This is a genomic window from Luteimonas lutimaris (assembly GCF_039537065.1).
Classification (GTDB): Bacteria; Pseudomonadota; Gammaproteobacteria; order Xanthomonadales; family Xanthomonadaceae; genus Luteimonas; species Luteimonas lutimaris.
This window is the reverse complement of the sequence record NZ_BAAAZU010000001.1, coordinates 216,897-242,593: the sequence shown is the minus strand read 5'-3', so window position 1 is coordinate 242,593 and position 25,697 is coordinate 216,897. Positions and strand designations below refer to the sequence as shown.

Genomic DNA, 25,697 nt, shown 5'->3' with positions numbered 1-25,697 from the left:
GGCCCTGCCGTGCCCTGCGGGCGACAATGGGGGGTCATCCCGCGGCCGCGCCGTGGCCACCGCGTGCCGGTGGCCGGCCCCCGCGCCTCCTTTTGCAGCGCAAGGCGAGCCCTCCATGCCCAAGACCCCCACGATCCTCTACACCCTCACCGACGAAGCCCCGTGGCTGGCCACCCAGTCGCTGCTGCCGGTCGTGCAGGCCTATGCCGCCACCGCCGGCGTCGACGTCGGCACCCGCGACATCTCGCTGGCCGCGCGCATCCTGGCGCAGTTCCCCGAGGCGCTGCGCGAAGAGCAGCGCGTGGCCGACGACCTGGCCGAACTCGGTGAGCTGGCGAAGACGCCCGAAGCCAACATCATCAAGCTACCCAACATCAGCGCCTCGGTGCCGCAGCTCAAGGCCGCGATTGCCGAACTGCAGGCGCAGGGCTTCGCGCTGCCGGCCTACCCCGACGAGCCGCGCGACGAGTCCGAGCGCGAGACCAAGTCCCGCTACGACAAGGTCAAGGGCAGCGCGGTCAACCCGGTGCTGCGCGAGGGCAACTCCGACCGCCGCGCGCCGGCCTCGGTGAAGGCGTATGCGCGCAAGCATCCGCACCGCATGGGCAAGTGGGACAAGGATTCGAAGTCGCACGTCGCACACATGGACGACGGCGACTTCTACGGCAGCGAACAGTCGGTGGAAGTCGCCCAGGCGGGCAGCGTGCGCATCGAGCTGGAAGGCCGCGACGGCCGCCGCCACATGCTCAGGACCGGCATCGCGGTGCAGGCTGGCGAGCTGATCGACGCCGCGGTGATGGACGCCGCCGCGCTGTCGCGCTTCGTCGGCGAGCAGATCGACGACGCCCGCGCGCAGGGCGTGCTGTTCTCGCTGCACCTGAAGGCGACCATGATGAAGGTCTCCGACCCGATCATGTTCGGCATCGCGGTCGAGGCGTTCTACAAGCCGGTGCTGGACAAGCACCGCGCCGCGCTGGAAGACGCCGGCTTCGACCCCAACAACGGCATCGGCGACCTGTATGCGCGCCTGTCGTCGCTGCCGGACGACGTGGCGGCGCAGATCAGGGCCGACATCGACGCGCTGTACGCGCAGCGCCCGGGGCTGGCGATGGTCAACTCCGACAAGGGCATCACCAACCTGCACGTGCCGTCGGACGTGATCGTCGACGCCTCGATGCCGGCGATGATCCGCGACTCGGGGCGGATGTGGAACGCCGAGGGCAAGCTGCAGGACACCAAGGCGCTGATCCCCGACCGCAGCTACGCCGGCATCTACCAGGCCGTGATCGCCGACTGCAAGGCCAACGGCGCATTCGACCCGGCCACGATGGGCAGCGTGCCCAACGTCGGCCTGATGGCGCAGAAGGCCGAGGAGTACGGCAGCCACGACAAGACCTTCCGCATCCCCGCCGACGGCACCGTGCGCGTGCTCGACGAGGCCGGCAACGCGCTGATGACCCACGAGGTGCACGCCGGCGACATCTGGCGCATGTGCCAGACCAGGGATGCGCCGATCCAGGACTGGGTGAAGCTGGCGGTCAACCGCGCGCGCCTGAGCGGCACGCCGGCGGTGTTCTGGCTCGATCCGCAGCGCGCGCACGACGCCAACGTGGCGCGCAAGGTCGAGCGCTACCTGGCCGACCACGACACCGCGGGCCTGGACATCCGCATCCTGCCGCCGGTGGACGCCATGAAGCTCTCGCTCGAGCGCATCCGCCGCGGCGAGGACACCATCGGCGTCACCGGCAACGTGCTGCGCGACTACCTCACCGACCTGTTCCCGATCATGGAGCTGGGCACCAGCGCCAAGATGCTGTCGATCGTGCCGCTGATGGCCGGCGGCGGCCTGTTCGAGACCGGCGCCGGCGGCTCGGCGCCCAAGCACGTGCAGCAGTTCACCGCCGAGGACTACCTGCGCTGGGATTCGCTGGGCGAATTCCTGGCGCTGGCCGCCTCGCTCGAACACCTGTCGCAGGCCACCGGCAACGCGCGCGCCAAGGTGCTGGCCGACGCGCTGGACGCGGCCAACGCGCAGTTCCTCGACAACGACAAGTCGCCGACCCGCAAGCTCGGCGGCATCGACAACCGCGGCAGCCACTTCTATCTCGCCATGTACTGGGCGCAGGCGCTGGCGGCGCAGGACGACGACGCGGACCTGAAGGCCACGTTCGCACCGCTGGCCAGGACGCTGGCGGAGAACGAAGAGAAGATCGTCGGCGAGCTGGTGGCCGTGCAGGGCAAGCCGGTCGACATCGGCGGCTATTACCGCCCCGATGTGGCCAGGGCCGAGGCGGCGATGCGGCCGAGCCCGACCTTCAACGCGGCGCTGGAAACGCTGGCCGCGAGGTAGTCGGGACGGCGCTGGTCCACGGTACGGCCCCGCCGCGTGCGCGGGCCGGCGCACACGACGGCGCGTTTTCGGCCCGTAGCGGGCCTGCGCACGTCAGCGGAACAGCGACAGCGCCACCGAGCAGACCGAGACGATCCCACCGCGGCGCACCGGCCCGGCCGCGCAACCGTCACGGAACGTCGGCGCCCGGGCCGCCGCAGACGGTGCGGCGGGTTGCCGGCGGTCGGCGCCATCGACCAGGGAGCGCGCCAGCTTCGGATCGGCGATATGGCCGCCGAGGAACAACAATCCGCTGTAGATGTTCATGCCTGGCTCCGGTTTCACTTGAGGTGCAAGCAAGATAGGCGCATTGTTTGGCGCGAAAAAGCGACATTTCTGCAAGGTCGACTTGAATGCTTTTCAAATCACACCAGCCCCCGGTCCCATCGTGAGCCGCCCGCCGCTGCACGCTCTGCAGGGCTTCGTCGCCGCCGCGCGGCTGGGCAACCTGTCGCGTGCGGCCGAATCGCTCAACCTCACCGTCAGCGCACTCAGCCACCAGATGCGCGGGCTGGAGGCGCGGCTGGGCCAGCAACTGCTGGTGCGCAAGTCGCGCGGCGTGGGTCTGACGCCCGACGGGCAGCGGCTGCTGGAGCGGATCGGCCCGCATCTGGACGCCATCAGCCAGGCGCTGCAGCCGTTCGCCGCGCGCCACGACGACCGGCTGGCGATCAGCGCCACCCCGTCGATGGCCTCGGCCTGGCTGGTACCGCGGCTGGGCGACTTCCTGGCCGCGCATCCGCAGGTGGAGATCAGCCTGCAGTCCACCGAGGCAGTGGTCGACTTCAGCCGCGACACGCAGGTCGTCGCCGCGCTGCGCGTCGGCCTGGGGCAGTGGCCGGGCGTGCTGTCCGAACACCTGTTCGACGAGTGGCTGGTCCCCATGGCCAGTCCGGCGCTGGTCGAGCGCATGGGCGGGCTGGATGCGCGGCCGCTGGGGGAATGGCCGCTGCTCGGCGATCCGGACGGCCAGTGGGAACGCTGGTTCGACACCTTCGGCGTGCAGCCACCAGCGCGCTACGTGGCCGTGTTCGACGATTCCGAATCACACCATCGCGCCGCGCTCGACGGCGTCGGCGTCGCCCTGGGCCGGGTCACCCGCGCGCGCCTGCTGCTCGACTCCGGACAGCTGGTGATGCTGACCCCGCGGCGCCTGAAGGCGCGCTACGCGCACTGGCTGGTCTATCCGCCGGAGGCCGCCACGCACCGCGGGCTGCTGGCCTTCCGCGACTGGCTGCACCGGCAGGCCCGCGAACACGTCCTGCACACGGATGCGGCCGCAGACGCGACGCCCGACGCGCCGGCGCGCTGACCGGCACGGCGCACCGCGCGATTGACCCGCCATCGCAACCGGGCCAGACTGCGCGCCGCGCCGCGCCGCGGCCCGCCCCGTCGAGTCCGGCCACGGCATCTCCCCGGAACCCTTCCCCATGTCCAGCGACAGTCACAGTCGATCGCGCCTGCCGTCCCCGGCCGTCGTGGACTGACCTTTCCGGTCGGGCCCACCGCGCTGCCGGGGACGGCAGCTGCCAGCAGGTGGTCCCATGAATACAACGCCCCGCAACACGCCAGCCGCCGCCGACGCGGCACGCCTGGCCGCGCCGTTCGCCGACCTCAACATCGCCGACGGCATCGAGCGCCTCAACGCCCTCGACCCCGCGCAGGCCGCCGCCACGGTGCAGGCGCTGCCGTGGCCGCGCGTGGTCGACATGTTCGACCGCTCCGAACTGCAGCACGCCAGCGCGATCGCGGCCCTGCTGCCCGGCGACGTCGCCGGGCGGCTGCTCGACGACATGGCCGACGACCGCGCGGCCGACGTCTTCCTGGAACTGGACGAGGACACCCGCGCCAACCTGGTCGGGCACCTGGGCGCGGGCACGCTGGCCTCGATCCGCACGCTCATGCGCTACCCGGCGGGAACCGCGGGCAGCCTGATGACCACCGAGTTCGTCAGCGTGCCGGCGCACTGGACGGTCGCGCAGACCCTCGCGCACATCCGCCAGGTCGAGCGCTCGCGCGAAACCGTGTACGCGATCTACGTGCTCGACGCACGGACCCGCGCGCTGCTGCGCATGGTCAGCCTGCGCCGGCTGATCAGCGGCGACCCGGACGCCTCGATCCTCGACGTCGCCCAGGAAACCCCGCCGGTGACGGTGGCGCCGCTGCTCGACCAGGAGGACATCGCGCGCCTGATCCGCCGCCACGACCTGCTCGCGATCCCGGTGGTCGACGACGCCGGCCACGTGCTGGGCATCGTCACCGTCGACGACATCATCGACACGATGATCGACGAGACCACCGAGGACGTGCAGAAGTTCGGCGGCATGGCGGCGCTGGAAAAGCCCTACATGCAGATCGGCTTCGGCCGCATGATCCACAAGCGCGCCGGCTGGCTGTGCGTGCTGTTCCTGGGCGAGATGCTCACCGCCAGCGCGATGCAGCACTACGAGGTGGAGCTGGCCCAGGCGGTGGTGCTCACGCTGTTCATCCCGCTGATCATGAGCTCGGGCGGCAACTCCGGCTCGCAGGCGACCTCGCTGCTGATCCGCGGCCTGGCGCTGCACGAGGTGCGCCTGCGCGACTGGTGGCGGGTGGCGCTGCGCGAACTGCCCACCGGGCTGCTGCTGGGCGCGATGCTGGGCACGATCGCGATCGCGCGCATCTCGCTGTGGCAGCTTGCCGGCTTCTACGACTACGGCCCGCACTGGATGCTGCTCGCGGCCACGGTCGCCGCGGCGCTGGTGGGCATCGTCACCTTCGGTTCGCTGTCGGGCTCGATGCTGCCGTTCCTGATGCAGCGGCTGGGCTTCGACCCGGCCAGCGCGTCGGCGCCGTTCGTGGCCACGCTGGTGGACGTGACCGGGCTGGTGATCTATTTCAGCATCGCCTCGATGATCCTGGGCGGGACCCTGCTGTAGGCGCACGCGCCGCGGTTCGCGCCCGGCGCCGATGTGGCACGCTGTCCATCCCCGCCACGGAGAACCCCCCATGCGACAAGTCCTGATTGCCTGCGCGCTGGCCGCGGGCCTGAGTGTTTCCATGGCCGCGACGGCCGCCGGACAGGAAGCCGCCGCGCCGGCGCAGGCCGAAGTCGACGCTGCCCTGCAGCAAGCCGTCGCCGGCGACTGGCGCGACCCGGCCAATGTCGCCCGCGACCGGTACCGCCACCCGGCCGAAACGCTGGCGTTCTTCGGCGTGAAGCCCGGCCAGACCGTCATCGAGATCACCCCCGGCGGCGGCTGGTACGCCGAGATCCTGGCGCCGCTGCTGCGCGGGGACGGACATTACGTCGCCGCGGTGGTCGACCCGATGGCGGTGAAGGAGGGCAGCGGCCGCGACTACCAGCAGAAATCGAAGTCGGGCCTGGAGGCGAAGTTCGCCGCCGCGCCGGCGCAGTTCGATGGGGCCGGGCTGGTCGCCTACGACCCCAACGCACCGGTGTTCGGCGCACCCGGTTCGGCCGACGTGGTGCTGACCTTCCGCAACGTCCACAACTGGCGCATGGCCGGGCAGGCCGAGGGCATGTTCCGCGGCTTCTTCGACGTGCTCAAATCCGGCGGCACGCTCGGCGTGGTCGAACACCGCGCCGCCGCCGATGTCGGCGACGACGACAAGTCCGGCTACGTCGGCGTACGGCAGATGATCGCCATGGCCGAGGCGGCGGGTTTCAAGCTCGATGCGCAGAGCGAGATCAATGCCAACCCGAAGGACACCAAGGACTATCCGGGCGGCGTGTGGACGCTGCCGCCCACCAACAACCACGACGACGCCGATGACGCGAAGTACCAGGCGATCGGGGAGAGCGACCGCATGACGCTGCGGTTCGTGAAGCCCGCCCAGCCGTAACCGGACGCCAGGCAGAAGTGGATGCCGCGCGCGCGGCTTGCGCACGGCAAGCCGTTGCACGGACCCGACGCAGGATGTTGATCGCCTTCAACAAACCCTTCCACGTCCTGTGCCAGTTCACCGACCGCAGCGTGCCGCCGCGGCGGACGTTGGCAGGATTCGGCCTGCCGCCCGGCGTGTATCCGGCCGGGCGCCTGGACCACGACAGCGAGGGCCTGCTGCTGCTCACCGACGACGGCGCGCTCGCGCACCGGATCACCGATCCGCGCCACAAGCTGCGCAAGACCTACCTGGTGCAGGTCGAGGGCACGCCGACCGATGCGCAGCTGCAGGCATTGCGCAACGGGGTCGGGCTCAAGGACGGCCGCACCCGGCCAGCGCGCGCACGCGCGCTGGAAACACCGCCGCCGCTGTGGCCGCGCGATCCGCCGGTGCGTTTCCGCAAGACCGTGCCCGACGCCTGGCTGGAACTGGGCATCACCGAGGGCCGCAACCGGCAGGTGCGGCGGATGACCGCGGCGGTCGACCTGCCGACGCTGCGGCTGGTGCGCGTGGCGATCGGCGACTGCCGGCTGCAGGCGCTGCAGCCGGGCGAATGGCGGGACGTGTCCGGCGCGCTTTCCTGAACACGTTCAGCCCTTCGCCTCTTTTTTGCAGTGTCGCCGCAGCCGATCCGCTGTCGCGCCGATCGATTCTGGTAACGTGACGGCGCGCAGATCGCATTCAGTTTCATGGGCACCGAACGACTCCTGCATGACGACCACGACGCCTTCCGCCTCCGGCAGCATCCTCGTCGTCGACGACCAGGCGGCCAACCTGCGGGTGGTCAGCACCCTGCTCTCGCGCCACGGCTACGAGGTCATCACCGCCGACAGCGGCGAGGAAGCACTGGCGATCGCCTTCGAGCAGGCGCCGGACCTGATGTTGCTCGACATGATCATGCCCGGCATGGACGGCTTCGCGCTGCTGGAGCGGATCAAGCAGCGGCCCGAACTGCTGCGCCTGCCGGTGGTGTTCCTGACCGCCGCGCACGACCGCGAACTGCTGCTACGCGCATTCGACGCCGGTGCGGTGGACTACGTCACCAAGCCGTTCATGCCCGAGGAATTGCTGGCGCGGGTCAATGCGCACGTCGGCCTGAAGCAGACCCGCGACCGCCTCGAACGCGTCGCCCACGAGCGCCAGGAACTGGTGAACCTGGTCGCGCACGACCTGAAGAACCCGCTGACCAGCGTGCTGTTCGCCAGCGACATCCTGATCCACAACGGCACCCGGCCCGAACGCATCCCGCGCTACCTGGAGATGATCCACGACAGCGCCAACGACGCGCTCGGCTACATCCGCCGCTACCTGGAGGCGCAGGCCGACAGCGTCCACTCGCGGCAGCACGCCAAGTCCGACAGCACCGCCGCGCTGCCGGAGGTGCTCGACTGGCTCGCGCGCCGCTACGGCCTGCAGCTGGAAAGCCGCGGCCTGCGCCTGCACGTGCGCGCGCCGGCGCGCTGCGCGCCGGTGGCGATCGACGACCTGGTGCTGCGCCAGGTGGCCGAGAACCTGGTCAGCAACGCGATGAAGTACGCCCCCGACAGCGACATCGAGATCTCGGTGCGCGGCAGCGCGCCGGGCTACTGGCAGCTGCTGGTCGAAGACCACGGCCCGGGCATCCCGGCGGCGCGGCAGCGCGAACTGTTCAAGCCGTTCTCGCGGCTGAGCGAGGAAGACCCGGCCAACGGCCTGTCGAGCGGCCTGGGCCTGTCGCTGGCGCGGCAGATCGTCACCAACCTCGGCGGCCAGCTCTGGTACGAGGACCGTGACGGCGGCGGCGCGCGCTTCGTGATCGAACTGCCGGAGGCGGTCGCCGCGCCGTAGGACGGGCTGCGCGTAGCGCACACCCACCGGATCGCCGGGAACAGGTCTTCGGGTATTCGAATCGCAGGGTCGGAAACAGGTGTCGGGCCGGAAAGCGGATGGGTATCGCCCCTGGCTCAACCCATCCTGCGATCTCCCTGCGTCATTCCACCTGCATCATTCCGCGGCAGTCTTGCGCGTGCGCCTGGCGGGGGCGCGCTTGCGGGCGGGGGCCTTCTTCGCCTCGATGCGGGTCGCCTTGCCTTCGATCGGCGCGCTTTCCTGCAGCTTGCGCTGGTGGCGGCGCACGGCATACAGCAGCACGCCGGCACCGACGGCGCTGGCGATCGCGACGGCCGGGTTGCGGCGCACGAACCTGGTCGCCGCGCGGCTGCCGGCCTTGACCGCGCCGAGCGCGGCGCCGGTTTCGATCCACTTCATCGCCCGGTCGGGCACGTTGGTGCGCAGGGTGTCGCCGACGCTGCCGGCCAGTTCCAGCGCGCGGCCGGAGATCGATTCGAACTTGCTCATGGAGAAATGCCTGGGGAGGTTCGCCGGCGGCCAGTGTCGCCACAGCCGCGTTGAGCCGGCGTGAGCGCGGGCGTTGGCGCTGGCGGCCGGTTCACCTGCCGGTTCACCTGTAGGGCGGCTTCAGCCGCGGGCTTTTGCGGCCAGGAGCTCGCGGAAGCCGCTCGTGCAGCAAGCGATGGCGCCCGATGGCGCGGCCGGTCACGTCCCGCGCGGCTTGGCGCGGTGGGTGGCGGCCGCGTTCCAGGGATCTTCCGGCCACGGATGCCGGGGGTAGCGGCCCTTCATTTCGCGCCGCACCTCCGGGTAGGTGTTCTGCCAGAAGCTGCGCAGGTCGCCGGTCACCTGCAGCGGGCGGCCCGCGGGCGAGAGCAGGTGCACGGTCAGCGGCATGCGGCCGTCGGCAATGTGCGGGGTGTCGGCCAGGCCGAACAGTTCCTGCAGCTTCACCGCCAGCACCGGCGGCGCGGCATGGCCGTCGTCGCCGATCGCGTAGTCGATGCGGCGGCGCTGCCCGGACGGCACCTCGACGTGGGTCGGCGCGAGCCGCTCGATGCGCTGGCGCAGCGGCCAGTCGAGCGGCGCCTTCAGCGCTTCGGCCAGCGTGTCCGGCGACAGCGCGTCGAGCCGCGACTTGCCGGCGAACGCGGGGCGCAGCCAGTCGTCAAGCGTGGCCAGCAGCGCGGCGTCGCCGAGGTCGGGCAGGTCCAGCTCCGGCATCCATTCGCGCAAGCCTTGCACCCGAGCGCGCCACTGGCGCAGGCCGTCGCTCCACGGCAGCGCGTCGAGGCCGAGTTCGCGCACCGCGTCGGTCAGCGCCTGCGCGGCCTGCGCGGGATCGACGCGTCCGGCCGGGCGCGCGTCGAGCACGATGCCGTCGAAGCGCTGCACGCGCTCGGCGACCAGCGCACGGCGCTCGCCGTCCCAGCGGGTTTCATCATGGTCGGAGAAGTGCGCGGCAAAGTTGGCGCGCAAGGCGCGTTCGTCGACCGGCGCGGCGCGCAGCAGCAGCGCGTCGCGCGCCTCGAAGCGCAGCTCGCTGGCGACCAGCCACGGCTCGCCGACCAGGGCACTGTCGTCGAACAGCCGCGCCATGCGGCCGTTGGCGAGCTGGTAGCGGCGCATGTCACTGGCGTGGCGATGGGCGATGCGGTCGGGAAAGGCGTGCGCGAGCAGGTCACCGAGGCGGTGTGCCTCGACCTCGCGCGGCGGCGCGGCGTCGACGCGCAGGCGCCGCCGCCACTGTTTCGCGGCGGCATCGATGGCGGCGAGCGCGGCGCGGTTGGCGTCGTGCGGCACGTGGCCGCCGCGGAACGCGGCCAGCGCGCGCCAGCGTCCAGCCAGCGCGTCGGAGCGGCTGCGCAGCGGATCGCGCGCTTCGACCAGCGCGGCCAGGTCACAGGCCAGCGCGCGGTCATCGGCGCCGCGCGCGGCCAGCAGCATCGCCGCCAGTCGCGGATGGGTGCCGAGCGCGAGCATGCGCCGGCCAGCCGGCGTGATCGCATGCGCGGCGTCGAGCGCACCGAGCCGCTGCAGCAGGTCGCGCGCGGCGGCCAGCGCGCCGGGCGGCGGCGGGTCGACGAAGCGCAGCGCGTCGCTGCCCCAGGCCGCCAGCTCCAGCGCCAGCGATGCCAATTCGACCTGCATGATTTCCGCGCGCCGCTGCGGTTCCAGCCGCTGCGACTGCGGCCACAGCCGGTAGGCCCGGCCCGCGGCGACGCGGCCGGCGCGACCGGCGCGCTGGTCGGCGGAAGCCTGGGCGATGTGCACCACGTCCAGTCGCGCGAACCCGCTGTTGGGATCGAAGCGCGGCTCGCGCGCCAGGCCGCTGTCGATCACCACGCGCACGCCGGGCAGGGTGACGCTGGATTCGGCGACGTTGGTGGCGAGGATGACGCGGCGACGCTCGTGGGGGTCGGGTTGCAGGACGCGGGATTGCTGGTCGACGGGGAGGTCGCCGTGGAGCTGGAGGATCGCGACGCCCTGCTCCTCCCCCTGCGGCGGCGGGAGCAGGGCAGCTTCCAGCGCCGCCTGCACCCGCGCGATCTCCCGCCGCCCCGGCAGGAACACCAGCACGTCGCCCTCGTGCGCGGCCAGCGCGTGTTCGACCGCGCGCCGCGCCTGCGCCTCGAGCGATTCCTCTCGGCGCGCGGGGAAGTGCGCGACCTCGACCGGGTAGCTGCGCCCCGCGCTCGACAGCCGCGGCGCATCGAGGAACCGTGCCAGCCGCTCGCCGTCGAGCGTGGCCGACATCACCACGATGCGCATGTCCTCGCGCAGCCCGGCCTGCACGTCGAGCGCGAGTGCAAGACCAAGGTCGCCGGCCAGGTGGCGCTCGTGGAATTCGTCGAACAGCAGCGCACCGATGCCATCGAGCATCGGGTCGTCCTGCAGCATGCGGGTGAGGATGCCCTCGGTGACGACTTCGATCCGCGTGCGCGCCGACACCCGGCTCTCGAAGCGGATGCGGTAGCCGACGGTGTCGCCGGTCGCCTCGCCCAGCTGCCTGGCCATGAACCCCGCGGCCGCGCGCGCGGCGACGCGGCGTGGTTCGAGCATCACGATCTTCCGGCCTGCCAGCCACGGCGCGTCGAGCAGCGCCAGCGGTACCTGCGTGGTCTTGCCGGCGCCGGGTGGTGCTTCGAGCACCAACCGCGGATGCGCGGCGAGCGAGGCGCGGATCTGCGGCAGCAATGGCGAGATGGGGAATGCGGATTTGTCCACGCGCGCAAGGATACGGGTGCGGCCGGCCCTGGTGGGGACATGTGCTCCTGCAGGAGCGGCTTCAGCCGCGAGCCTTGATGGTCGATGGTTGCGATCGAGAGCAGATCCCATACCTCCTTTTTCATAGGGGGTAACGGCACATAGATTTTCCAGAATTCCCGATTCCCGAATTCCGAATTCCGTAAAAGCTCGCGGCTGAAGCCGCTCCTGCAGGAATCCTCGGACCTCGCGCTATGCTTTTGCCAATCACCAACCACCAATCACCAATGCACCTGATCGACATTGGCGCCAACCTCACCCACGACAGCTTCGACCACGACCGCGACGCCGTGCTGCAGCGCGCACGTGATGCCGGCGTGGTGCAGATGGTGGTGACCGGGGCCAGCCGCGAACATTCGCCGCAGGCGCTGGCACTGGCGCAGGCACATCCGGGTGAGCTGTTCGCCACCGCCGGCGTGCATCCGCACCACGCCACCGAATACACCGCCGAATGCGACGCCGAGATGCGCGAACTGCATGCGCATCCGGAAGTCGTCGCGGTGGGCGAATGCGGGCTGGATTATTTCCGCGACTTCTCACCGCGTCCGGCGCAGCGCAAGGCGTTCGAACGCCAGCTGCAGATCGCGGCGGAGACCGGCAAGCCGCTGTTCCTCCACCAGCGCGACGCGCATGTCGACTTCATGGCGATCATGCGCGAGTTCGACGGCCGCCTCGGCCGGGCAGTCGTGCACTGCTTCACCGGCACCCGCAATGAACTGTTCGACTACCTCGACTGCGACTGGCATATCGGTATCACCGGATGGTTGTGCGACGAGCGCCGCGGCGGGCACCTGCGCGAGCTGGTCAAGTCGATCCCGGCCAACCGGCTGATGATCGAAACCGACGCGCCGTACCTGCTGCCGCGCACCGTGCGCCCGCAGCCCTCGCACCGGCGCAACGAACCGATGTACCTGGCGCACATCGTCGAGGAGCTGGCGCGCGACCGCGGCGAGGACACGGCCGTCGCCGCGGCCAACGCCACGGCGACGACACGCGCGTTCTTTGGCCTCCCCGGCGCGCCGGTCACGGCTTCCGGCGACGGGACCTGACATACACGTCGCCCGGGTCGGCGGGCGTCAGCTTGCGGCCGAAGTACAGCCGGGTGCCGTCGGCCGACAGCGCGGCGCGCGTTTCCGAACCCGGCGTGTTCACGTGGCGGTTGGCGATCCGCACCGGCCTGCCCCACTTCGCGCGCACGCTGCGGCGGGTGGCGAAGTCGATGTCCTGGTCGAACGGATCGGCGCTGGCGGCTGGAACTGAAGACGATCTCCAGACCGTCCCTGCGCACGTTCGGCACGGGGTCGTCGAACACCATGCCCGGCCGGGCCACATGCCACCGTCGCCGCGGCGTGCCGGGGCTCCGAGCTGGGAACGTAATCGTCATTTCCTTCAATTACTGAACTTGCCAGTACAATAGCGACTCCGCTGCCGGCCGGTGGCGGTCCCTCCCCCCGGGAACCCCGCATGCACGCAAGCTTTCGCGCCGCCGCCGCCGCCGCCTGCCTGGCCGCCCTGCTGGCCGGCTGCGGCGGGTCCGATCCCGCCGGATCCGACGCCCCCGCCTCCACCCTCGCCGTCACCCTGGTGCGCGCGCAGATGCAGCCGATCCAGCGCACGGTGGTGGTGTCGGGGCCGGTCGCGGCGTTCGAGGAGATGCAGTTGGGGGTGGAGATCAGCGGCGCGCGGGTGACCGCGCTCAACGTCGATGTCGGCCAGCAGGTGCGCAAGGGCGACGTGCTGCTGGAACTCGACCATCGCAGCCTCGACAGCGAGCTGCAGCAGGCCAATGCCGCACTGTCCGAAGCCGAGGCTGGCGTCGCGCTGGCACGATCCAACCTCGCCCGCGGCGAGCAGCTGGCCGGCGACCGCTTCATCAGCGCCTCCCAGCTCGACGAACTGCGCGCCGCGCGCACCCAGGCCGAGGCCCGGCGCAACACCGCGCGTGCCGCGCGCGACGCCGCGCAGCTGCGGCGCGACTTCGCCGAGCTGCGCGCGCCCGCGGACGGCATCATCTCCAAGCGGCTGGTGCAGCCCGGGCAGGTGGTCGCCGCGGGCACCGAGCTGCTGCGCCTCATCCGCGACGGCCGCCTGGAGTGGCGCGCCGAACTGGCGGAAGAGGACCTCGCCCGCGTCGAGCCCGGCGCCACCGTGCAGTTGCCCTCCAGCGCGGGCATCGTCAACGGCCGCATCCGCGCGGTCAGCCCCGGCGTCGACAGCCAGACCCGCACCGGCACCCTCTACGCCGACCTGCCCGAGCCCGGCCCGCTGCAGCCGGGCACCTACGTCGAAGGCCGCATCGTCACCGGCCGCGGCAACGCGCTCACGGTGCCCGCCGCTTCGGTGGTGCAGCGCGACGGCCACGCCTACGTGTTCACCCTCGATGACACGCACGTCGCGCACCGCGTGCGCGTGGCCACCGGCGCACGGGTCGACGGCCAGGTCGAGATCGTGGAGGGCCTGGAGGCCGGCGACGCGGTGGTCGAACAGGGCGCCGGCTTCCTCGGCGACGGCGACACCGTGCGCGTGGTCGAGGGCAAGCCCGCGGCGCCCGCCAAGGCCGCGCCGGCGAAGACCGCACCGTGAGCATCAACTTCTCCGCCTGGGCGATCGGCCGCCCGCTGCCGGCGCTGATGCTGTTCTTCGCGCTGTGCGTGGCCGGGCTGTGGGGCTTCCACGAACTGCCGGTGGCGCGCTTCCCGGACATCGCCTTCCCGATGACCACGGTGACGATCACCCAGCCCGGCGCCTCGCCGTCGCAGCTGGAGGCCGAGGTCACGCGCCGGGTCGAAGACTCGGTGGCGACGATCCCCAACATCAAGCGGGTGATGTCGACGGTCAGCGAGGGCGTGAGCGTCACCGCGATCGAGTTCCACCTGGAAACCGACCTGGCCACCGCGCTCGACGACACCCGCGACGCGGTCACCCGCATCCGCACCGACCTGCCGCAGGACATCCAGGAGCCGGTGATCTCCAAGGTCGACATCGGCGGCTCGCTGATGACCTACGCGGTGGTGGCGCCGAAGATGGCGCCCGACGAGCTGAGCTGGTTCGTCGACCGCGACGTGGCGCGCGCGATGTACGGCGTGCCCGGCGTGGCCCAGGTCACGCGCGTGGGCGGCGTCGACCGCCAGGTGCGCGTGGACCTCGACCCCGACGCGCTGCAGGCGCTGGGCGTCACCGCCGGCGACGTCTCGCAGCAGCTGGCGCGGATCCAGGTCGAGCGCGCCGGGGGCAAGGCCGAGCTCGACGGCGAACAGCAGGTGATCCGCACCGTCGGCACCATCGACAGCGCCAACGCCCTGCGCGACTACTCGATCAGCCTGCCCGACGGCCGCGCGGTGCGGCTGTCGGCGGTGGCGCGGATCACCGACGCGGCGGCCGATCCCACCGAGGCCGCGCTGCTCGACGGCAAGCCGGTGGTGGCGTTCTCGATGTCGCGCACGCGCGGGTCGAGCGAGCTCGAGGTGGCCGACGGCGTCGAACAGGCGCTGGACCAGCTCAAGGCCGACCATCCCGGCGTCGACTTCCAGCTGGTCACCACGGTGATCGACGAGACCGTGCGCTCGTACGAGTCGTCGATGACCATGCTGTGGGAAGGCGCGCTGCTGGCGCTGCTGGTGGTGTGGCTGTTCCTGCGCGACTGGCGCGCGACCTGGGTGTCGGCGGTGGCGCTGCCGCTGTCGATCATCCCGACCTTCGCGGTGATGCACTGGTTCGGCTTCAGCCTCAACCTGATCACGCTGCTGGCGCTGGCGGTGGTGGTCGGCATCCTGGTCGACGACGCGATCGTGGAGATCGAGAACATCGTGCGCCACCTGCGCATGGGCAAGAAACCGATCGACGCCGCGCGCGACGCCGCCGCCGAGATCGGCACCGCGGTGATCGCGACGTCGCTGACGCTGGCTGCGGTGTTCGTGCCGGTGGCGTTCATGCCCGGCATTGCCGGCAAGTTCTTCCGCGAGTTCGGCTGGACCGCGGCGACCGCAGTGATGTTCTCGCTGCTGGTCGCGCGCCTGCTGACGCCGATGATGGCCGCCTACCTGCTCAAGCCGCACGGCGAGGAGAAAGGCGAGTCACGCCTGATGCGCTGGTACCTGGGCCTGGTGGACGCCGCGCTGCGCCACCGCGCGCGCACGCTGTGGATCGCGACCGGCCTGTTCGTCGCCTCGCTGGCGATCGTGCCGTTCATCCCGACGACCTTCATCCCCACCTCCGACCTCGGCCGCAGCAACCTCAGCCTGGAGCTGCCGCCGGGCACCACGCTGCAGGAAACCGTCGCGGTGTCCGAGCGCGCCCGCGCGCTGCTGTCGGACATCCCCGAACTCAAGCAGGTCTACACCGCAGTCGGCAGCGTGCTCGACCTGGGCGACCCCTCGCGCACCGGCGTGGCCGAGCCGCGCAAGTCCACGCTGATCCTCGACTGGGGCAGCGCCGACGACCGCGACCGCGACCAGAAGGCACTCGAACGCCTCGTCCGTACGCGCCTGGCCGACCTGCCGGGCGTGCGCGTGAGCTACGTCAGCACCGAGCCGGGCGAAATGATGCAGCTGGTCCTGGCCGGCGACGACCCGCAGCGGCTGCAGTCGGCCGCCACCACGCTCGAACGCGACCTGCGTGGCATCGAGGGCCTCGGCAGCATCACCTCGTCGGCCTCGCTGCTGCGCCCGGAAATCGTGATCACGCCCGACCCCGCGCGCGCCGCCGACCTGGGCGTGGCCACCGCCGACATCGCCGAGGCCGCGCGCATCGCCACCGCCGGCGACTACGAGCAGCGCCTGGCCAAGCTCAACCTGCCCGAACGCCAGGTGCCGATCCGGGTCGGCTTCGCCGAGGCCACGCTCGCCAATCCCGCGCTGGTCGGCCAGCTGCGCGTGCGCGGCAAGAACGGCCCCGTGCCGCTGTCGGCGGTCGCCGACATCCGCGCCGCCAGCGGTCCGTCGCAGATCTCGCGCTACCAGCGCCAGCGCAACGTCACCCTGACCGCCGAGCTCAACGGCCGCCCGCTGGGCGAGGTCATGAACGAGGTACAGGCGCTGCCGGGCGTGCAGCAGCTGCCCGACGGGGTCAGCTTCCTCAACACCGGCGATGCCGAGGTGTTCATCGAATTGTTCGTGGGCTTCGCGATCGCGATGGTCGCCGGCATCGTCTGCATCTACATGGTGCTGCTGCTGCTGTTCAACCACGCGCTGATGCCGCTGACCATCCTCACCGCGGTGCCGCTGTGCGCGGGCGGTGCGTTCGGCGCGCTGCTGCTCACGCAGAACCTGCTGTCGCTGCCGGCGCTGATCGGCCTGCTGATGCTGATCGGCATCGCCAGCAAGAATTCGATCCTGCTGGTCGACTACGCGGTGATGGCCGAGGACGAACACGGCCTGAGCCAGCACGACGCGCTGATCGACGCCTGCCGCAAGCGCGCGCAGCCGGTGATCATGACCACGCTGGCGATGGGCGCGGGCATGATGCCGATCGCGCTGGGCTTTGCCGGCGATTCGAGCTTCCGCGCACCAATGGCGATCGCGGTGATCGGCGGCCTGATCACTTCGACGCTGCTGAGCCTGATCGTGATCCCGGCGGCGTTCACCGTGATCGACGACGTCGGCGAGTGGATGACGCGCAAGTTCCACCGCCGGCCCCGGCATGTGGCGCAAGCCGAGGGCTGAGCCGCGCGTCCCCGTTTTCGCGCGTCCCCGTTTTTTTGTAGGAGCGGCGGAAGCCGCGAGCTCTTCGCTCCCTTCCCCGCGAAGGCAGGAATCGCAGGAGAAGGGGGCAAGGGCAAAAGCTCGCGGCTTCCGCCGCTCCTACACCAGCCTGGCGTTGTCAGAACCCGCGCGCCCCGCTTCTTACGCCTGCAGGTGCACCCACGCCGTCGCCAGCAGCGGCGCGTCAATGCCGTGGGCGCGGGCGCGATGCAGCATGTCGCCGACGATGTGCTCGCCCTCGACCGCATGCCCGGCCTGCAGGTCGCGCAGCATCGAGGCCTGCAGCGGCGAACCCGCCTGGGTGAGCGTGTCGCGCGCGGTCGCCGCGGCGGCGTCCGGCACCGGTTCGCCTTCGGCCGCGGCGACGGCCAGGCATTCGTCATGCAGTGCGGCCATGAATGCACCGCCGCCCTCGCCGGCGACGATGTCGCCGACACCGGCGCGCATCAGGCAGGTGCCGGCGGCGAGCGCGGCGAGGAAGCTGTACTTGCTCCACAGCTCGCGCGCGATGCGCGGGCTGCGCAGGTGATCGATGCCGGCGCGCGCGCACAGCGCCTCGAAGGCACGCGTGCGCGGGCTGTCGACGTCGCCGCCGCGTTCGCCGAAGGTGATCGACGCCGGCCGGCCGAGGTGGCGGATCGCGCCGTCGCCGTCCTTGGCCACGCTGATGAAACACAGCCCGCCGACCACGCGGTCGGCGCCGAAGCGCGCGTCGAGCGCGGCATAGTGGCGCAGGCCGTTGAGGATGGGCAGCACCGCCGCGCCGGCCTCCACCGCGGGCGCGATCGCGTCGATCGCGCTGTCGAGGTCGTAGGCCTTGCAGCTGAGCAGCGCCAGGTCGAACGGCGCCCGCTTGACCCGCGCGGGCAATGCCTCCGCGGTGACATGCGCGACGTCGAGGTCGGCATCGCCCAGCGGGCTGCGGATACGCAGGCCGCCCTGCGCAAGCTGCGCCGCGCGCGCAGGCCGCAACAGGAACGTCACGTCGGCACCGGACTGCGCCAGCCGGCCACCGAAGTAGCCGCCGGTCCCGCCCGCGCCGAGTACCAGCACGCGCATCAGCTCCGCAGCCCCGTGCCGCGGCGCAGCAACCACAGCGCCAGCGTCGCCAGCACGGCGACGAACCCGAACATCAGCGCGAACGCCACCCACAGCGGCACGTCGCTGGTGCCGAGCAGGCCGTAGCGGAAGGCGTTGACCATGTAGAAGATCGGGTTGGCGTGGGTCAGCGCCTGCGCCCATTCGGGCAGCAGCTTGATCGAATAGAACACGCCGCCCAGGTAGGTCAGCGGGGTGAGGATGAAGATCGGCACGATCGCCACGTCGTCGAACTTCTTCGCGTACACCGCGTTGACGAAGCCCGCCAGCGAGAAGATCGTCGCGCCCAGCAGCACCGTCGACAGGGTGACCAGCGGATGCGGGATGCGCACGGTGGTGAACAGCATCGCGATGCACAGCACGATGACGCCCACCATCAGCCCGCGCAGCACGGCGCCGGCGACGTAGCCGCCGAGGATCACCCAGCTGGGCATCGGGCTGACCAGCAGCTCCTCGACGTGGCGGCCGAACTTGGCGCCGAAGAAGCTCGAGGAGATGTTGCCGTAGCTGTTCTGGATCACGCTCATCATCACCAGCCCGGGGACGATGAAGTCCATGTAGCGGATGCCGTCCATCTCGCCCACGCGCGAGCCGATCAGGCCGCCGAAGATCAGGAAGTACAGGGTCATGGTGATCGCCGGCGGCACCAGGGTCTGGCCCCAGATGCGCAGGATGCGCACCACCTCGCGGCGGGCGACGGTGTACAGCGCGGTCCAGTTGCGGCGCGCGTCGCTGGTCGCTGCGGTGGCGGTGGCGGTGGAGGTCTGGATCCGGGAGCTCATGGAGTGGTGCTGGTCCTGTGGGTCGGCGGTGATGTCGCGCTCACGCCGCCCTGTCCGCCGGCTGCGCGGCATTGCTGCCGGTCATGCGCACGAACAGCTCTTCCAGCCGGTTGGACTTGGTGCGCATCGATCGCACGCGGATGCCGGCATCGCTGAGCACGGTGAACACGCGGTTGAGGTCCATCGCCCGCGGCATGTCGAGGTCGAGCGTGTGCGGGTCGAGCGCCACCAGCGTCGCGCCGTCGATGGCCGGCAGCGCGTCCGGCAGCACGCCGTCGACGTCGAACAGGAAGCCCTCCACGTCCAGCTTGGCCAGCAGTTCGCGCATCGGGCCCTGTTCGACGATGGCGCCGTGGTCGATGATCGCCAGGTGCCGGCACAGGCTCTCGGCTTCCTCGAGGTAGTGCGTGGTGAGGATGATGGTGGTGCCGGCGGCGTTGATCTCGCGCAGGGTCTTCCACATGTCGCGGCGGATCTCGATGTCGACGCCCGCGGTGGGTTCGTCGAGGATCAGCAGCCGCGGCCGCGTCATCATCGCGCGGGCGATCATCAGCCTTCGTTTCATGCCGCCAGACAGCGTGCGCGCGGTCAGCTGCGCCTTGCCCCACAGCTGCGCGCGCTTGAGTTCCTCTTCCGCGCGCACCAGCGCCTCGGCGCGCGCGATGCCGTAGAAGCCGGCGTAGTTGACCAGGATGTCGAGCGGCTTCTCGAACATGTTGAAGTTCAGCTCCTGCGGCACCAGGCCGATCAGGCGCATCGCCTCGTCGCGGCGCGCGTGCAGGTCGACGCCGAACACGTGCACGCTGCCCGAGGTCTTGTTGACCAGCGAGGAGACGATGCCGATCAGGGTCGACTTGCCGGCGCCGTTGGGGCCGAGCAGGGCGTGGAAGTCGCCGGGCTGCACGTCGAGCGAGATGCCCTTGAGCGCCTCGACGCCGTTGTCGTAGGTCTTGCGCAGGTCGTGCACCGACAGCGCCGGAGGCGACGCCGCCGAAGCGCCCGCGAGGGGCTGCGTGGGTGCGGTCATGGGGCTTCCTGGAGCCGCGGTGGCCGCGGCGAGCCGGTATTATAGGCGCCCTGCGGAGCACGCTCCGGCAACACAACGTCCGATTTCTTGTCCGCCATCAAGCGATTTCCCCTGAAGCTCACCGGCCGGCGCATGCTGGCGCCGACCGTGGCCCACCTGTCATTCGTGCGCGATGACGGCCAGCCGCTGGATTTCGTCCCCGGACAGTTCCTGCAGGTGCACTTCGAGTACGCCGACGGCACCGCGACCAAGCGCAGCTATTCGCTGGCCACGATCCACGACCACGCGCTGGCGCCCGGCGACGCGGTCGAGATCGCGGTCAGCTACGTCGCCGGCGGTGCGGCCACGGCGCTGTTCGAGGGCCTGGACGAAGGTGGCCGGGTCGAAGCCAGCGGGCCGTTCGGCCGCTTCTGCCTGATGCCGGCCGACGCCAACGCGCGCTACCTGCTGATCGGCACCGGCACGGGCATCACTCCGTACCGGGCGATGCTGCCGCTGCTGGAACAGCAGATGGCGCAGCGCGGCGTCGAGGTGGTGCTGCTGCAGGGCGCACGCTCGACCGCCGAGCTGCTGTACGGCGACGAGTTCCGCGCCTTCGCCGAAGCGCACCCTGGCTTCCGCTACGTGCCCTGCCTGTCGCGCGAACTGCCCGAAGCCGGCTCGCCGCATGCGCACGCCGACGTGCGCCACGGCTACGTGCAGCAGTTCCTGCCCGGGTTCGCGCCCGACCCGGCGCGCGATATCGCCTACCTGTGCGGCAACCCGAACATGGTCGACGCCTGCTTCGAGGCGCTGAAGGAACACGGCCTGCCGGTGCCGCAGATCCGGCGCGAGAAATACGTTTCCTCCAAATGATGTCCTCGCTCGTAGGAGCGGCTTCAGCCGCGAGCTTTCCGGGGGCAAACGGAAAAGCTCGCGGCTGAAGCCGCTCCTGCAGATTTCGTGGGCGGCGGCCGGCGGCGGCCGGCTCCGGTCACATCCGTCCCGCCGCCACGTCGTGTCATCCTGAGCATCCCGCTTCCGCCGGTTCCACAGGTCGCCATGTCACGCAAAACCCGCTTCATCCTCGTCGCGCTGCTGCTGCTGGCCTTCTTCGGCTGGCGCCAGGTCCGCGACCGCGTCCAGGACGCGCCCGCGGACAACACCGCCGTCGCGGCAGGCAAGGACGCCGCGGCGGCCAGGACGCCGTCCGCGCCGGCACCGCCGCGCATGTTCGGCAGCATCGCGTTCCATCCCTGCACGCTGGCCTCGCCGATGGGCGGGGCGGGCGTCGCGGCGCAGTGCGGCACGCTGTCGGTGGCCGAGGACCCGGCCAAGCCGCAGGGGCGCCGGATCGCGCTCAACCTCGCCTGGATCCCGGCCGGGGAAGGCGCCGACGACCCGCGCAATCCGGTGTTCATGCTCGCCGGCGGCCCCGGCCAGGCCGCCGTGGCCACCTATCCGACCGTCGCGCCGGCGTTCCGCGAGGTCGCCAAGCACCGCGACGTGGTGCTGGTGGACCAGCGCGGCACTGGCGACTCGAACCTGCTGCAGTGCGCGGACATGCTCGAAGCGCTGGGCGGCGGTGATGACGCGGACGAAGCGGGCGACGAGGCCGCGTCGCGCGCGGCCATGCGCGAGGCCACCGCGCACTGCCGCGACACGCTGTCCAGGCACGCCGACCTGCGCTTCTACACCACCACCGACGCGGTGCGCGACCTCGACACGGTGCGCCAGGCCCTTGGCGTGGAACAGGTCAACCTGCTCGGCATCTCCTACGGCACCCGCGTCGCGCAGCGCTACGCGGGCACCTATCCGCAGCACGTGCGCGCGCTGGTACTCGATTCGCCGGCACCCAACGAGCTGGTGCTGGGCAACGACTTCGCGCGCAACCTGGAGGACGCGCTGGCGCTGCAGTTCGGACGCTGCGCGAAGATCCCGGACTGCGCCAATGCACTGGGCGACCCGCGCGCGCAGCTCGACTCGCTGATGGCGCGGCTGCGGGACGATCCGCCGCTGGTCACCTACCGCGACGCCAACAGCGGTCGCCAGCAGCAGGAACGCCTGCAGCCCGCGCGCATCGTCGGACTGGCACGGATGTACGCCTACTCGCCGATGGCCGCGTCGATCCTGCCGCTGCTGATCCACGAGGGTGCACAAGGCCGTTACGACGGACTGATGGCGCTGTCGAAGATGCTTGCCGATTCGCTTCCCGAGCAGATGGCCTACGGCATGCAGCTGTCGGTGATCTGCAGCGAGGACGCCGACGGCCTGCGCGCGGACCCGGACATGGCCGCCTCGCTGCTGGGCAACGAGCTGGTCGACGGCCTGCTCACGCAGTGCGAGGCATGGCCGAAGGGCACGCGCCCGGACGACTTCCACAAGCCGCTGGCCAGCAACCTGCCGACGCTGCTGCTGTCGGGTGAACTCGACCCGGTCACCCCGCCCGCCTACGCCGAACAGATCGCCAGGACCCTGCCCAACAGCCGCGTGCTGGTGCTGCGCGGCCAGGGCCACAACGTCATCGGCACCGGCTGCATGCCGCGGCTGTTCGCGCAGTTCCTCGACACCGCCGACGCCAGGGGCCTGGACGCGAAGTGCCTGGACAAGCTGGCGTACACGCCGCCGTTCACGAGTTTCAACGGCTGGGGACCCTGACATGATCACTGCCGAACACCTCCGCAAGACCTTCCCCGGCAAGGGCAGGGACAAGGCCCGCGTGGTCGCGGTCGACGACGTCGGCTTCGTCGCGCACGACGGCCAGATCACCGGCCTGCTCGGGCCCAACGGCGCCGGCAAGACCACGACGCTGCGCATGCTGTATTCGCTGATGGCGCCGGAAAGCGGTCGCGTCCTCGTCGACGGCCGCGACGTGGCCGAAGACCCGGTCGCCGCGCGCCGCGCACTGGGCGTGCTGCCCGACGCGCGCGGCGTGTACAAGCGCCTGACCGCGCGCGAGAACATCCACTACTTCGGCCAGCTGCACGGCATGTCGCAGGCGCAGGTCGAACAGCGCATCCACGCGCTGGCCGCGGCGCTGCAGATGGAGGATTTCCTCGATCGCCAGACCGAGGGCTTCAGCCAGGGCCAGCGCACCAAGACCGCGATCGCGCGTGCGCTGGTGCACGACCCGCGCAACGTGATCCTCGACGAGCCGACCAACGGCCTGGACGTGATGACCACGCGCGGGCTGCGCGGATTCCTCGGCGAACTGCGCGCGGAAGGACGCTGCGTGATCTTCTCCAGCCACATCATGCAGGAGGTCGCCGCGCTGTGTGACCGCATCGTGGTCATCGCGCACGGCCGCGTGGCCGCGCAGGGCACGCCGGACGAACTGCGCGCGCAGGCCGGGCACGACAACCTCGAGGACGCATTCGTGACGCTGATCGGAACCGACGAAGGGCTGCTGGCATGAAGGCGCTGTGGATCGTCTGCCTGAAGGAACTGCGCGAGCTCTCGCGCGACCGCCGCACGCTGTTCCTGGCGCTGGTGATGGGCCCGCTGCTGGTGCCGGCGCTGATGATCGGCATGCTGACGCTGGCGCAGAAGCGCGCCCAGAGCCAGACCGAGAAGCCGCTGGAAATCGTCATCGTCGGCGCCGACCGCGCGCCGGAGCTGGTGAAGTGGCTCGCCGGCGAAGGCATCTCGCGCAAGACCATCACCGGTGACCCGGACGCGGCGATCCGCGACCAGGACGAGGACGTCTACCTGCGCATCGGCGACGACTACGCCACGCAGTGGACGACGGGCACGCCTGCGCTGGTGGAGATCGTGCACGACTCCACGCGCCAGGATTCGGGCATCCCGGTGCGGCGCATCGAAACCGCGCTGCAGCGCTACGGCCAGCAGGTCGGCGCACTGCGGCTGCTGGCGCGCGGGATCAACCCGGCCGTGGCCGCGCCGCTGCTGCCCACGCGCAAGGACCTGTCGACGCCGGAGGCGCGCAACAAGGGCTTCGCGATGGCGTTCCTGCCCTACCTGCTGATCCTCAGCTCGTTCCTCGGCGGCGCGCACCTGATCGTCGACACCACCGCCGGCGAACGCGAGCGGCAGTCGCTGGAACCGCTGCTGGCCACGCCGGCGCCACGCGGGGCGCTGGTCAGCGGCAAGGTGGTGGCCGCCTCGGTGGTCGGCCTGCTGGCGCTGCTGCTGACCCTGCTGGCGCTCAAGATCGGCGCGATGCTGGTGCCGGACATGGCCAGCCTGATGGACGTGAGCGTGCTAGCGATCGGCAAGATGCTGCTGATCCTGGTGCCGATGCTGCTGATCGGCACTGCGCTGCTGACGTACATCGCCGCGGGCGCCAAGTCGGTGAAGGAAGCGCAGAGCTACATGCCGGTGCTGATGCTGCTGCCGATCGTGCCGTCGATCCTGCTGATGGTCAGCCCGGTGCGGACCCAGCTGTGGCAGTACGCGGTGCCGTTCCTGGCCCAGAACCAGATGCTGCTCAACGTGATCCGCGGCGAGGCGGTCGCGCCGCTGGCGTGGCTGGTGTATTTCGGCGCGGGCCTGGGGCTGGCCGCGCTGCTGTGGTTCGCCGCCACGCGCCGCTACCACCAGGAGCAGCTGGCGATCTCCGCCTGAGCGCGCGCACTGCGCAAACGTCCGCGTCCCCCGCATTGGCGGACGCGGCAAAGAAAAACCCGGCCGAGGCCGGGTTTTCTTGTCGCCATCCCGGTTACTGCCCCGGGTTGAAGCCGATCGTGCGGCGGGTGGTGACCGTCGTGCCCGGCGGCTCGAAGCGCCAGCGCTTGACCGCCGCCACCGCCTCGCGGTCGAAGACCCGCGGCGGATCGGCGCGCACCACGCGCGCATTGGTCACCGAGCCGTCCGGGCCCACGGTGAACTCGACCTGCACTTCGCCCGAACGGCCCGCGCGCAGGGCGTTGACCGGATAGCGCGGGGCGGGCGTGCTGATCGGGCGCAGCTCGGCCGCGGTGACCTGCCTGGGCTCGGCCGGCTGCGCCGGCGCCTGCTGCGCCGCGCGCTGCTCGGCGGCACGCTGCTCGGCGGCGCGCTGTTCCGCAGCGCGCTGTTCGGCCGCACGCTGCTCGGCTTCGCGCTTGCTGGCGGCCTCGGCCTCGGCCTGCTGCGCGGCCAGCTGTTCGGCAGCCTGCTGCTGCTGTTGCTGCTGTTGCGCCTGGCGTTCCTTTTCCAGCTGCACGCGCCGCGCCGCTTCCTCTTCGGCGCTGAGCCGCTGCTGCTCGGCGCGCTTGGCCTCGTTCTCCTGCGCGGCGGCGATGCTGGTCTTCAGCCGCGACAGCGCCGGGTGGTCCTTGTCGGCCTTCTCGATCAGGCCGTACAGGCGCTGCGCTTCCTCGAAGTCGCCGCGGTCGCGGCTCTGTTCGGTGGCGATCACCGTCATCGGCAGCAGGTCGGTCAACGCGCTGGACACGCCCGGGTCGCCCGGCAGCTTGTCGCGCAGCGCGAGGTAGTACTCCATCGCGTTGTCGCCGGCCGGCGCGTAGAGGCGGCTTTCCTGGTAGGCCTCGGTGGCCTTCTTGCGCAGGTCGTCGGGGCTGAGCGCGGCGACCTGTGCCGAGACCGCTTCGGCCGGCGGCTTGACCGGCTGGGTCGCGGCGGCGGGCTCGGCCGGGCCGGCGGGCGGGCCGGCTTCTTCCTTCTTGCCGCATGCGCTGACGGCGACGACCAGCAGCACCCCCAGCGCCAGGCGCAGGTGGGCCGGTCGCGCCTCCCCGGGCGCAAGCGGTGACACGGTTGTTGACGGATACATTCGG

21 protein-coding genes are annotated in these 25,697 nt (G+C 71.1%); 13 read left to right on the top strand and 8 right to left on the bottom strand.

The features are described 5' to 3' along the window. The first annotated feature begins 115 nt into the window (after nt 1-115). A complete protein-coding gene (locus ABD679_RS01110; protein ID WP_344758075.1) occupies nt 116-2,350 on the top strand; it encodes an NADP-dependent isocitrate dehydrogenase in 2,235 nt (744 codons plus the stop codon). Nucleotides 2,351-2,443: 93 nt separating this feature from the next. On the opposite strand, the gene ABD679_RS01105 is transcribed toward ABD679_RS01110, so the two are convergent. Beyond that, a complete protein-coding gene (locus ABD679_RS01105) occupies nt 2,444-2,656 on the bottom strand; it encodes a hypothetical protein (RefSeq protein ID WP_344758074.1) in 213 nt (70 codons plus the stop codon). Nucleotides 2,657-2,777: 121 nt separating this feature from the next. Between ABD679_RS01105 and ABD679_RS01100 the strand changes: the two genes are divergently transcribed. From ABD679_RS01100 to ABD679_RS01080, 5 genes are all read left to right on the top strand, one after another. After that, nucleotides 2,778-3,701: a LysR substrate-binding domain-containing protein gene (locus tag ABD679_RS01100; RefSeq protein ID WP_344758073.1), complete on the top strand. Its 924-nt coding sequence runs from the start codon at nt 2,778-2,780 to the stop codon at nt 3,699-3,701. A gap of 232 nt (nt 3,702-3,933) precedes the next feature. Then, the gene (gene mgtE, locus ABD679_RS01095) at nt 3,934-5,307 is read left to right on the top strand and encodes a magnesium transporter (protein WP_344758072.1); all 1,374 of its coding nucleotides are present in this window, start codon (nt 3,934-3,936) and stop codon (nt 5,305-5,307) included. Between the two features lie 70 nt (nt 5,308-5,377). Beyond that, nucleotides 5,378-6,235 (top strand): class I SAM-dependent methyltransferase, encoded by an 858-nt coding sequence (locus ABD679_RS01090; RefSeq protein ID WP_425561816.1) that lies wholly within the window; start codon nt 5,378-5,380, stop codon nt 6,233-6,235. Nucleotides 6,236-6,309: 74 nt separating this feature from the next. Next, nucleotides 6,310-6,861 carry a pseudouridine synthase gene (locus ABD679_RS01085; protein WP_344758071.1) on the top strand — a complete coding sequence of 184 codons (552 nt, stop codon included), beginning with the start codon at nt 6,310-6,312 and terminating at the stop codon, nt 6,859-6,861. A gap of 127 nt (nt 6,862-6,988) precedes the next feature. Beyond that, the gene (locus ABD679_RS01080) at nt 6,989-8,104 is read left to right on the top strand and encodes a hybrid sensor histidine kinase/response regulator (protein ID WP_344758070.1); all 1,116 of its coding nucleotides are present in this window, start codon (nt 6,989-6,991) and stop codon (nt 8,102-8,104) included. A gap of 156 nt (nt 8,105-8,260) precedes the next feature. On the opposite strand, the gene ABD679_RS01075 is transcribed toward ABD679_RS01080, so the two are convergent. Further along, complete coding sequence (locus ABD679_RS01075; protein WP_344758069.1) at nt 8,261-8,614, bottom strand: hypothetical protein; 354 nt, start codon at nt 8,612-8,614, stop codon at nt 8,261-8,263. Between the two features lie 198 nt (nt 8,615-8,812). Beyond that, the gene (hrpB, locus tag ABD679_RS01070; RefSeq protein ID WP_344758068.1) at nt 8,813-11,335 is read right to left on the bottom strand and encodes an ATP-dependent helicase HrpB; all 2,523 of its coding nucleotides are present in this window, start codon (nt 11,333-11,335) and stop codon (nt 8,813-8,815) included. A gap of 266 nt (nt 11,336-11,601) precedes the next feature. On the opposite strand from hrpB, the gene ABD679_RS01065 reads away from it, so the two are divergent. Then, a complete protein-coding gene (locus ABD679_RS01065) occupies nt 11,602-12,423 on the top strand; it encodes a TatD family hydrolase (RefSeq protein ID WP_344758067.1) in 822 nt (273 codons plus the stop codon). Here the strand turns inward: ABD679_RS01065 and ABD679_RS01060 are convergent. Next, nucleotides 12,398-12,571 carry a hypothetical protein gene (locus ABD679_RS01060; RefSeq protein ID WP_344758066.1) on the bottom strand — a complete coding sequence of 58 codons (174 nt, stop codon included), beginning with the start codon at nt 12,569-12,571 and terminating at the stop codon, nt 12,398-12,400. The two genes, ABD679_RS01065 and ABD679_RS01060, sit on opposite strands and share 26 nt — an antisense overlap. A 267-nt stretch (nt 12,572-12,838) precedes the next feature. Between ABD679_RS01060 and ABD679_RS01055 the strand changes: the two genes are divergently transcribed. Continuing rightward, the gene (locus tag ABD679_RS01055; RefSeq protein WP_344758065.1) at nt 12,839-13,957 is read left to right on the top strand and encodes an efflux RND transporter periplasmic adaptor subunit; all 1,119 of its coding nucleotides are present in this window, start codon (nt 12,839-12,841) and stop codon (nt 13,955-13,957) included. Further along, entirely contained in the window at nt 13,954-17,034 is a 3,081-nt protein-coding gene (locus ABD679_RS01050; protein ID WP_344758064.1) for an efflux RND transporter permease subunit, read from the top strand. The genes ABD679_RS01055 and ABD679_RS01050 overlap by 4 nt, the downstream gene beginning before the upstream one ends. A 180-nt stretch (nt 17,035-17,214) precedes the next feature. Here ABD679_RS01050 and panE read toward each other — a convergent pair whose 3' ends face one another. The 3 genes from panE to ABD679_RS01035 are packed head-to-tail and all read right to left on the bottom strand — an operon-like array spanning nt 17,215 to nt 19,980. Further along, the gene (gene panE, locus ABD679_RS01045; protein WP_344758063.1) at nt 17,215-18,132 is read right to left on the bottom strand and encodes a 2-dehydropantoate 2-reductase; all 918 of its coding nucleotides are present in this window, start codon (nt 18,130-18,132) and stop codon (nt 17,215-17,217) included. Further along, on the bottom strand, nt 18,132-18,953 hold the full coding sequence (locus tag ABD679_RS01040; RefSeq protein WP_344758062.1) for an ABC transporter permease: 822 nt from the start codon (nt 18,951-18,953) through the stop codon (nt 18,132-18,134). The genes panE and ABD679_RS01040 overlap by 1 nt, the downstream gene beginning before the upstream one ends. A gap of 40 nt (nt 18,954-18,993) precedes the next feature. After that, nucleotides 18,994-19,980, bottom strand: a complete 987-nt coding sequence (locus tag ABD679_RS01035; protein WP_344758061.1) for an ABC transporter ATP-binding protein — start codon at nt 19,978-19,980, stop codon at nt 18,994-18,996. Between the two features lie 87 nt (nt 19,981-20,067). On the opposite strand from ABD679_RS01035, the gene ABD679_RS01030 reads away from it, so the two are divergent. From ABD679_RS01030 to ABD679_RS01015, 4 genes are all read left to right on the top strand, one after another. Continuing rightward, nucleotides 20,068-20,835, top strand: a complete 768-nt coding sequence (locus tag ABD679_RS01030) for a ferredoxin--NADP reductase (protein ID WP_344758060.1) — start codon at nt 20,068-20,070, stop codon at nt 20,833-20,835. Nucleotides 20,836-21,021: 186 nt separating this feature from the next. Continuing rightward, on the top strand, nt 21,022-22,617 hold the full coding sequence (locus tag ABD679_RS01025; protein ID WP_344758059.1) for an alpha/beta fold hydrolase: 1,596 nt from the start codon (nt 21,022-21,024) through the stop codon (nt 22,615-22,617). A gap of 1 nt (nt 22,618) precedes the next feature. Continuing rightward, entirely contained in the window at nt 22,619-23,374 is a 756-nt protein-coding gene (locus tag ABD679_RS01020) for an ABC transporter ATP-binding protein (RefSeq protein WP_344758058.1), read from the top strand. Continuing rightward, a complete protein-coding gene (locus ABD679_RS01015; RefSeq protein WP_344758057.1) occupies nt 23,371-24,543 on the top strand; it encodes an ABC transporter permease in 1,173 nt (390 codons plus the stop codon). Before ABD679_RS01020 ends, ABD679_RS01015 begins: the two co-directional genes overlap by 4 nt. 94 nt (nt 24,544-24,637) lie before the next feature. Here ABD679_RS01015 and ABD679_RS01010 read toward each other — a convergent pair whose 3' ends face one another. Next, nucleotides 24,638-25,693, bottom strand: coding sequence for an energy transducer TonB (locus tag ABD679_RS01010; RefSeq protein WP_344758056.1), 1,056 nt, complete (start codon nt 25,691-25,693; stop codon nt 24,638-24,640). Between the last annotated feature and the right edge of the window lie 4 nt (nt 25,694-25,697).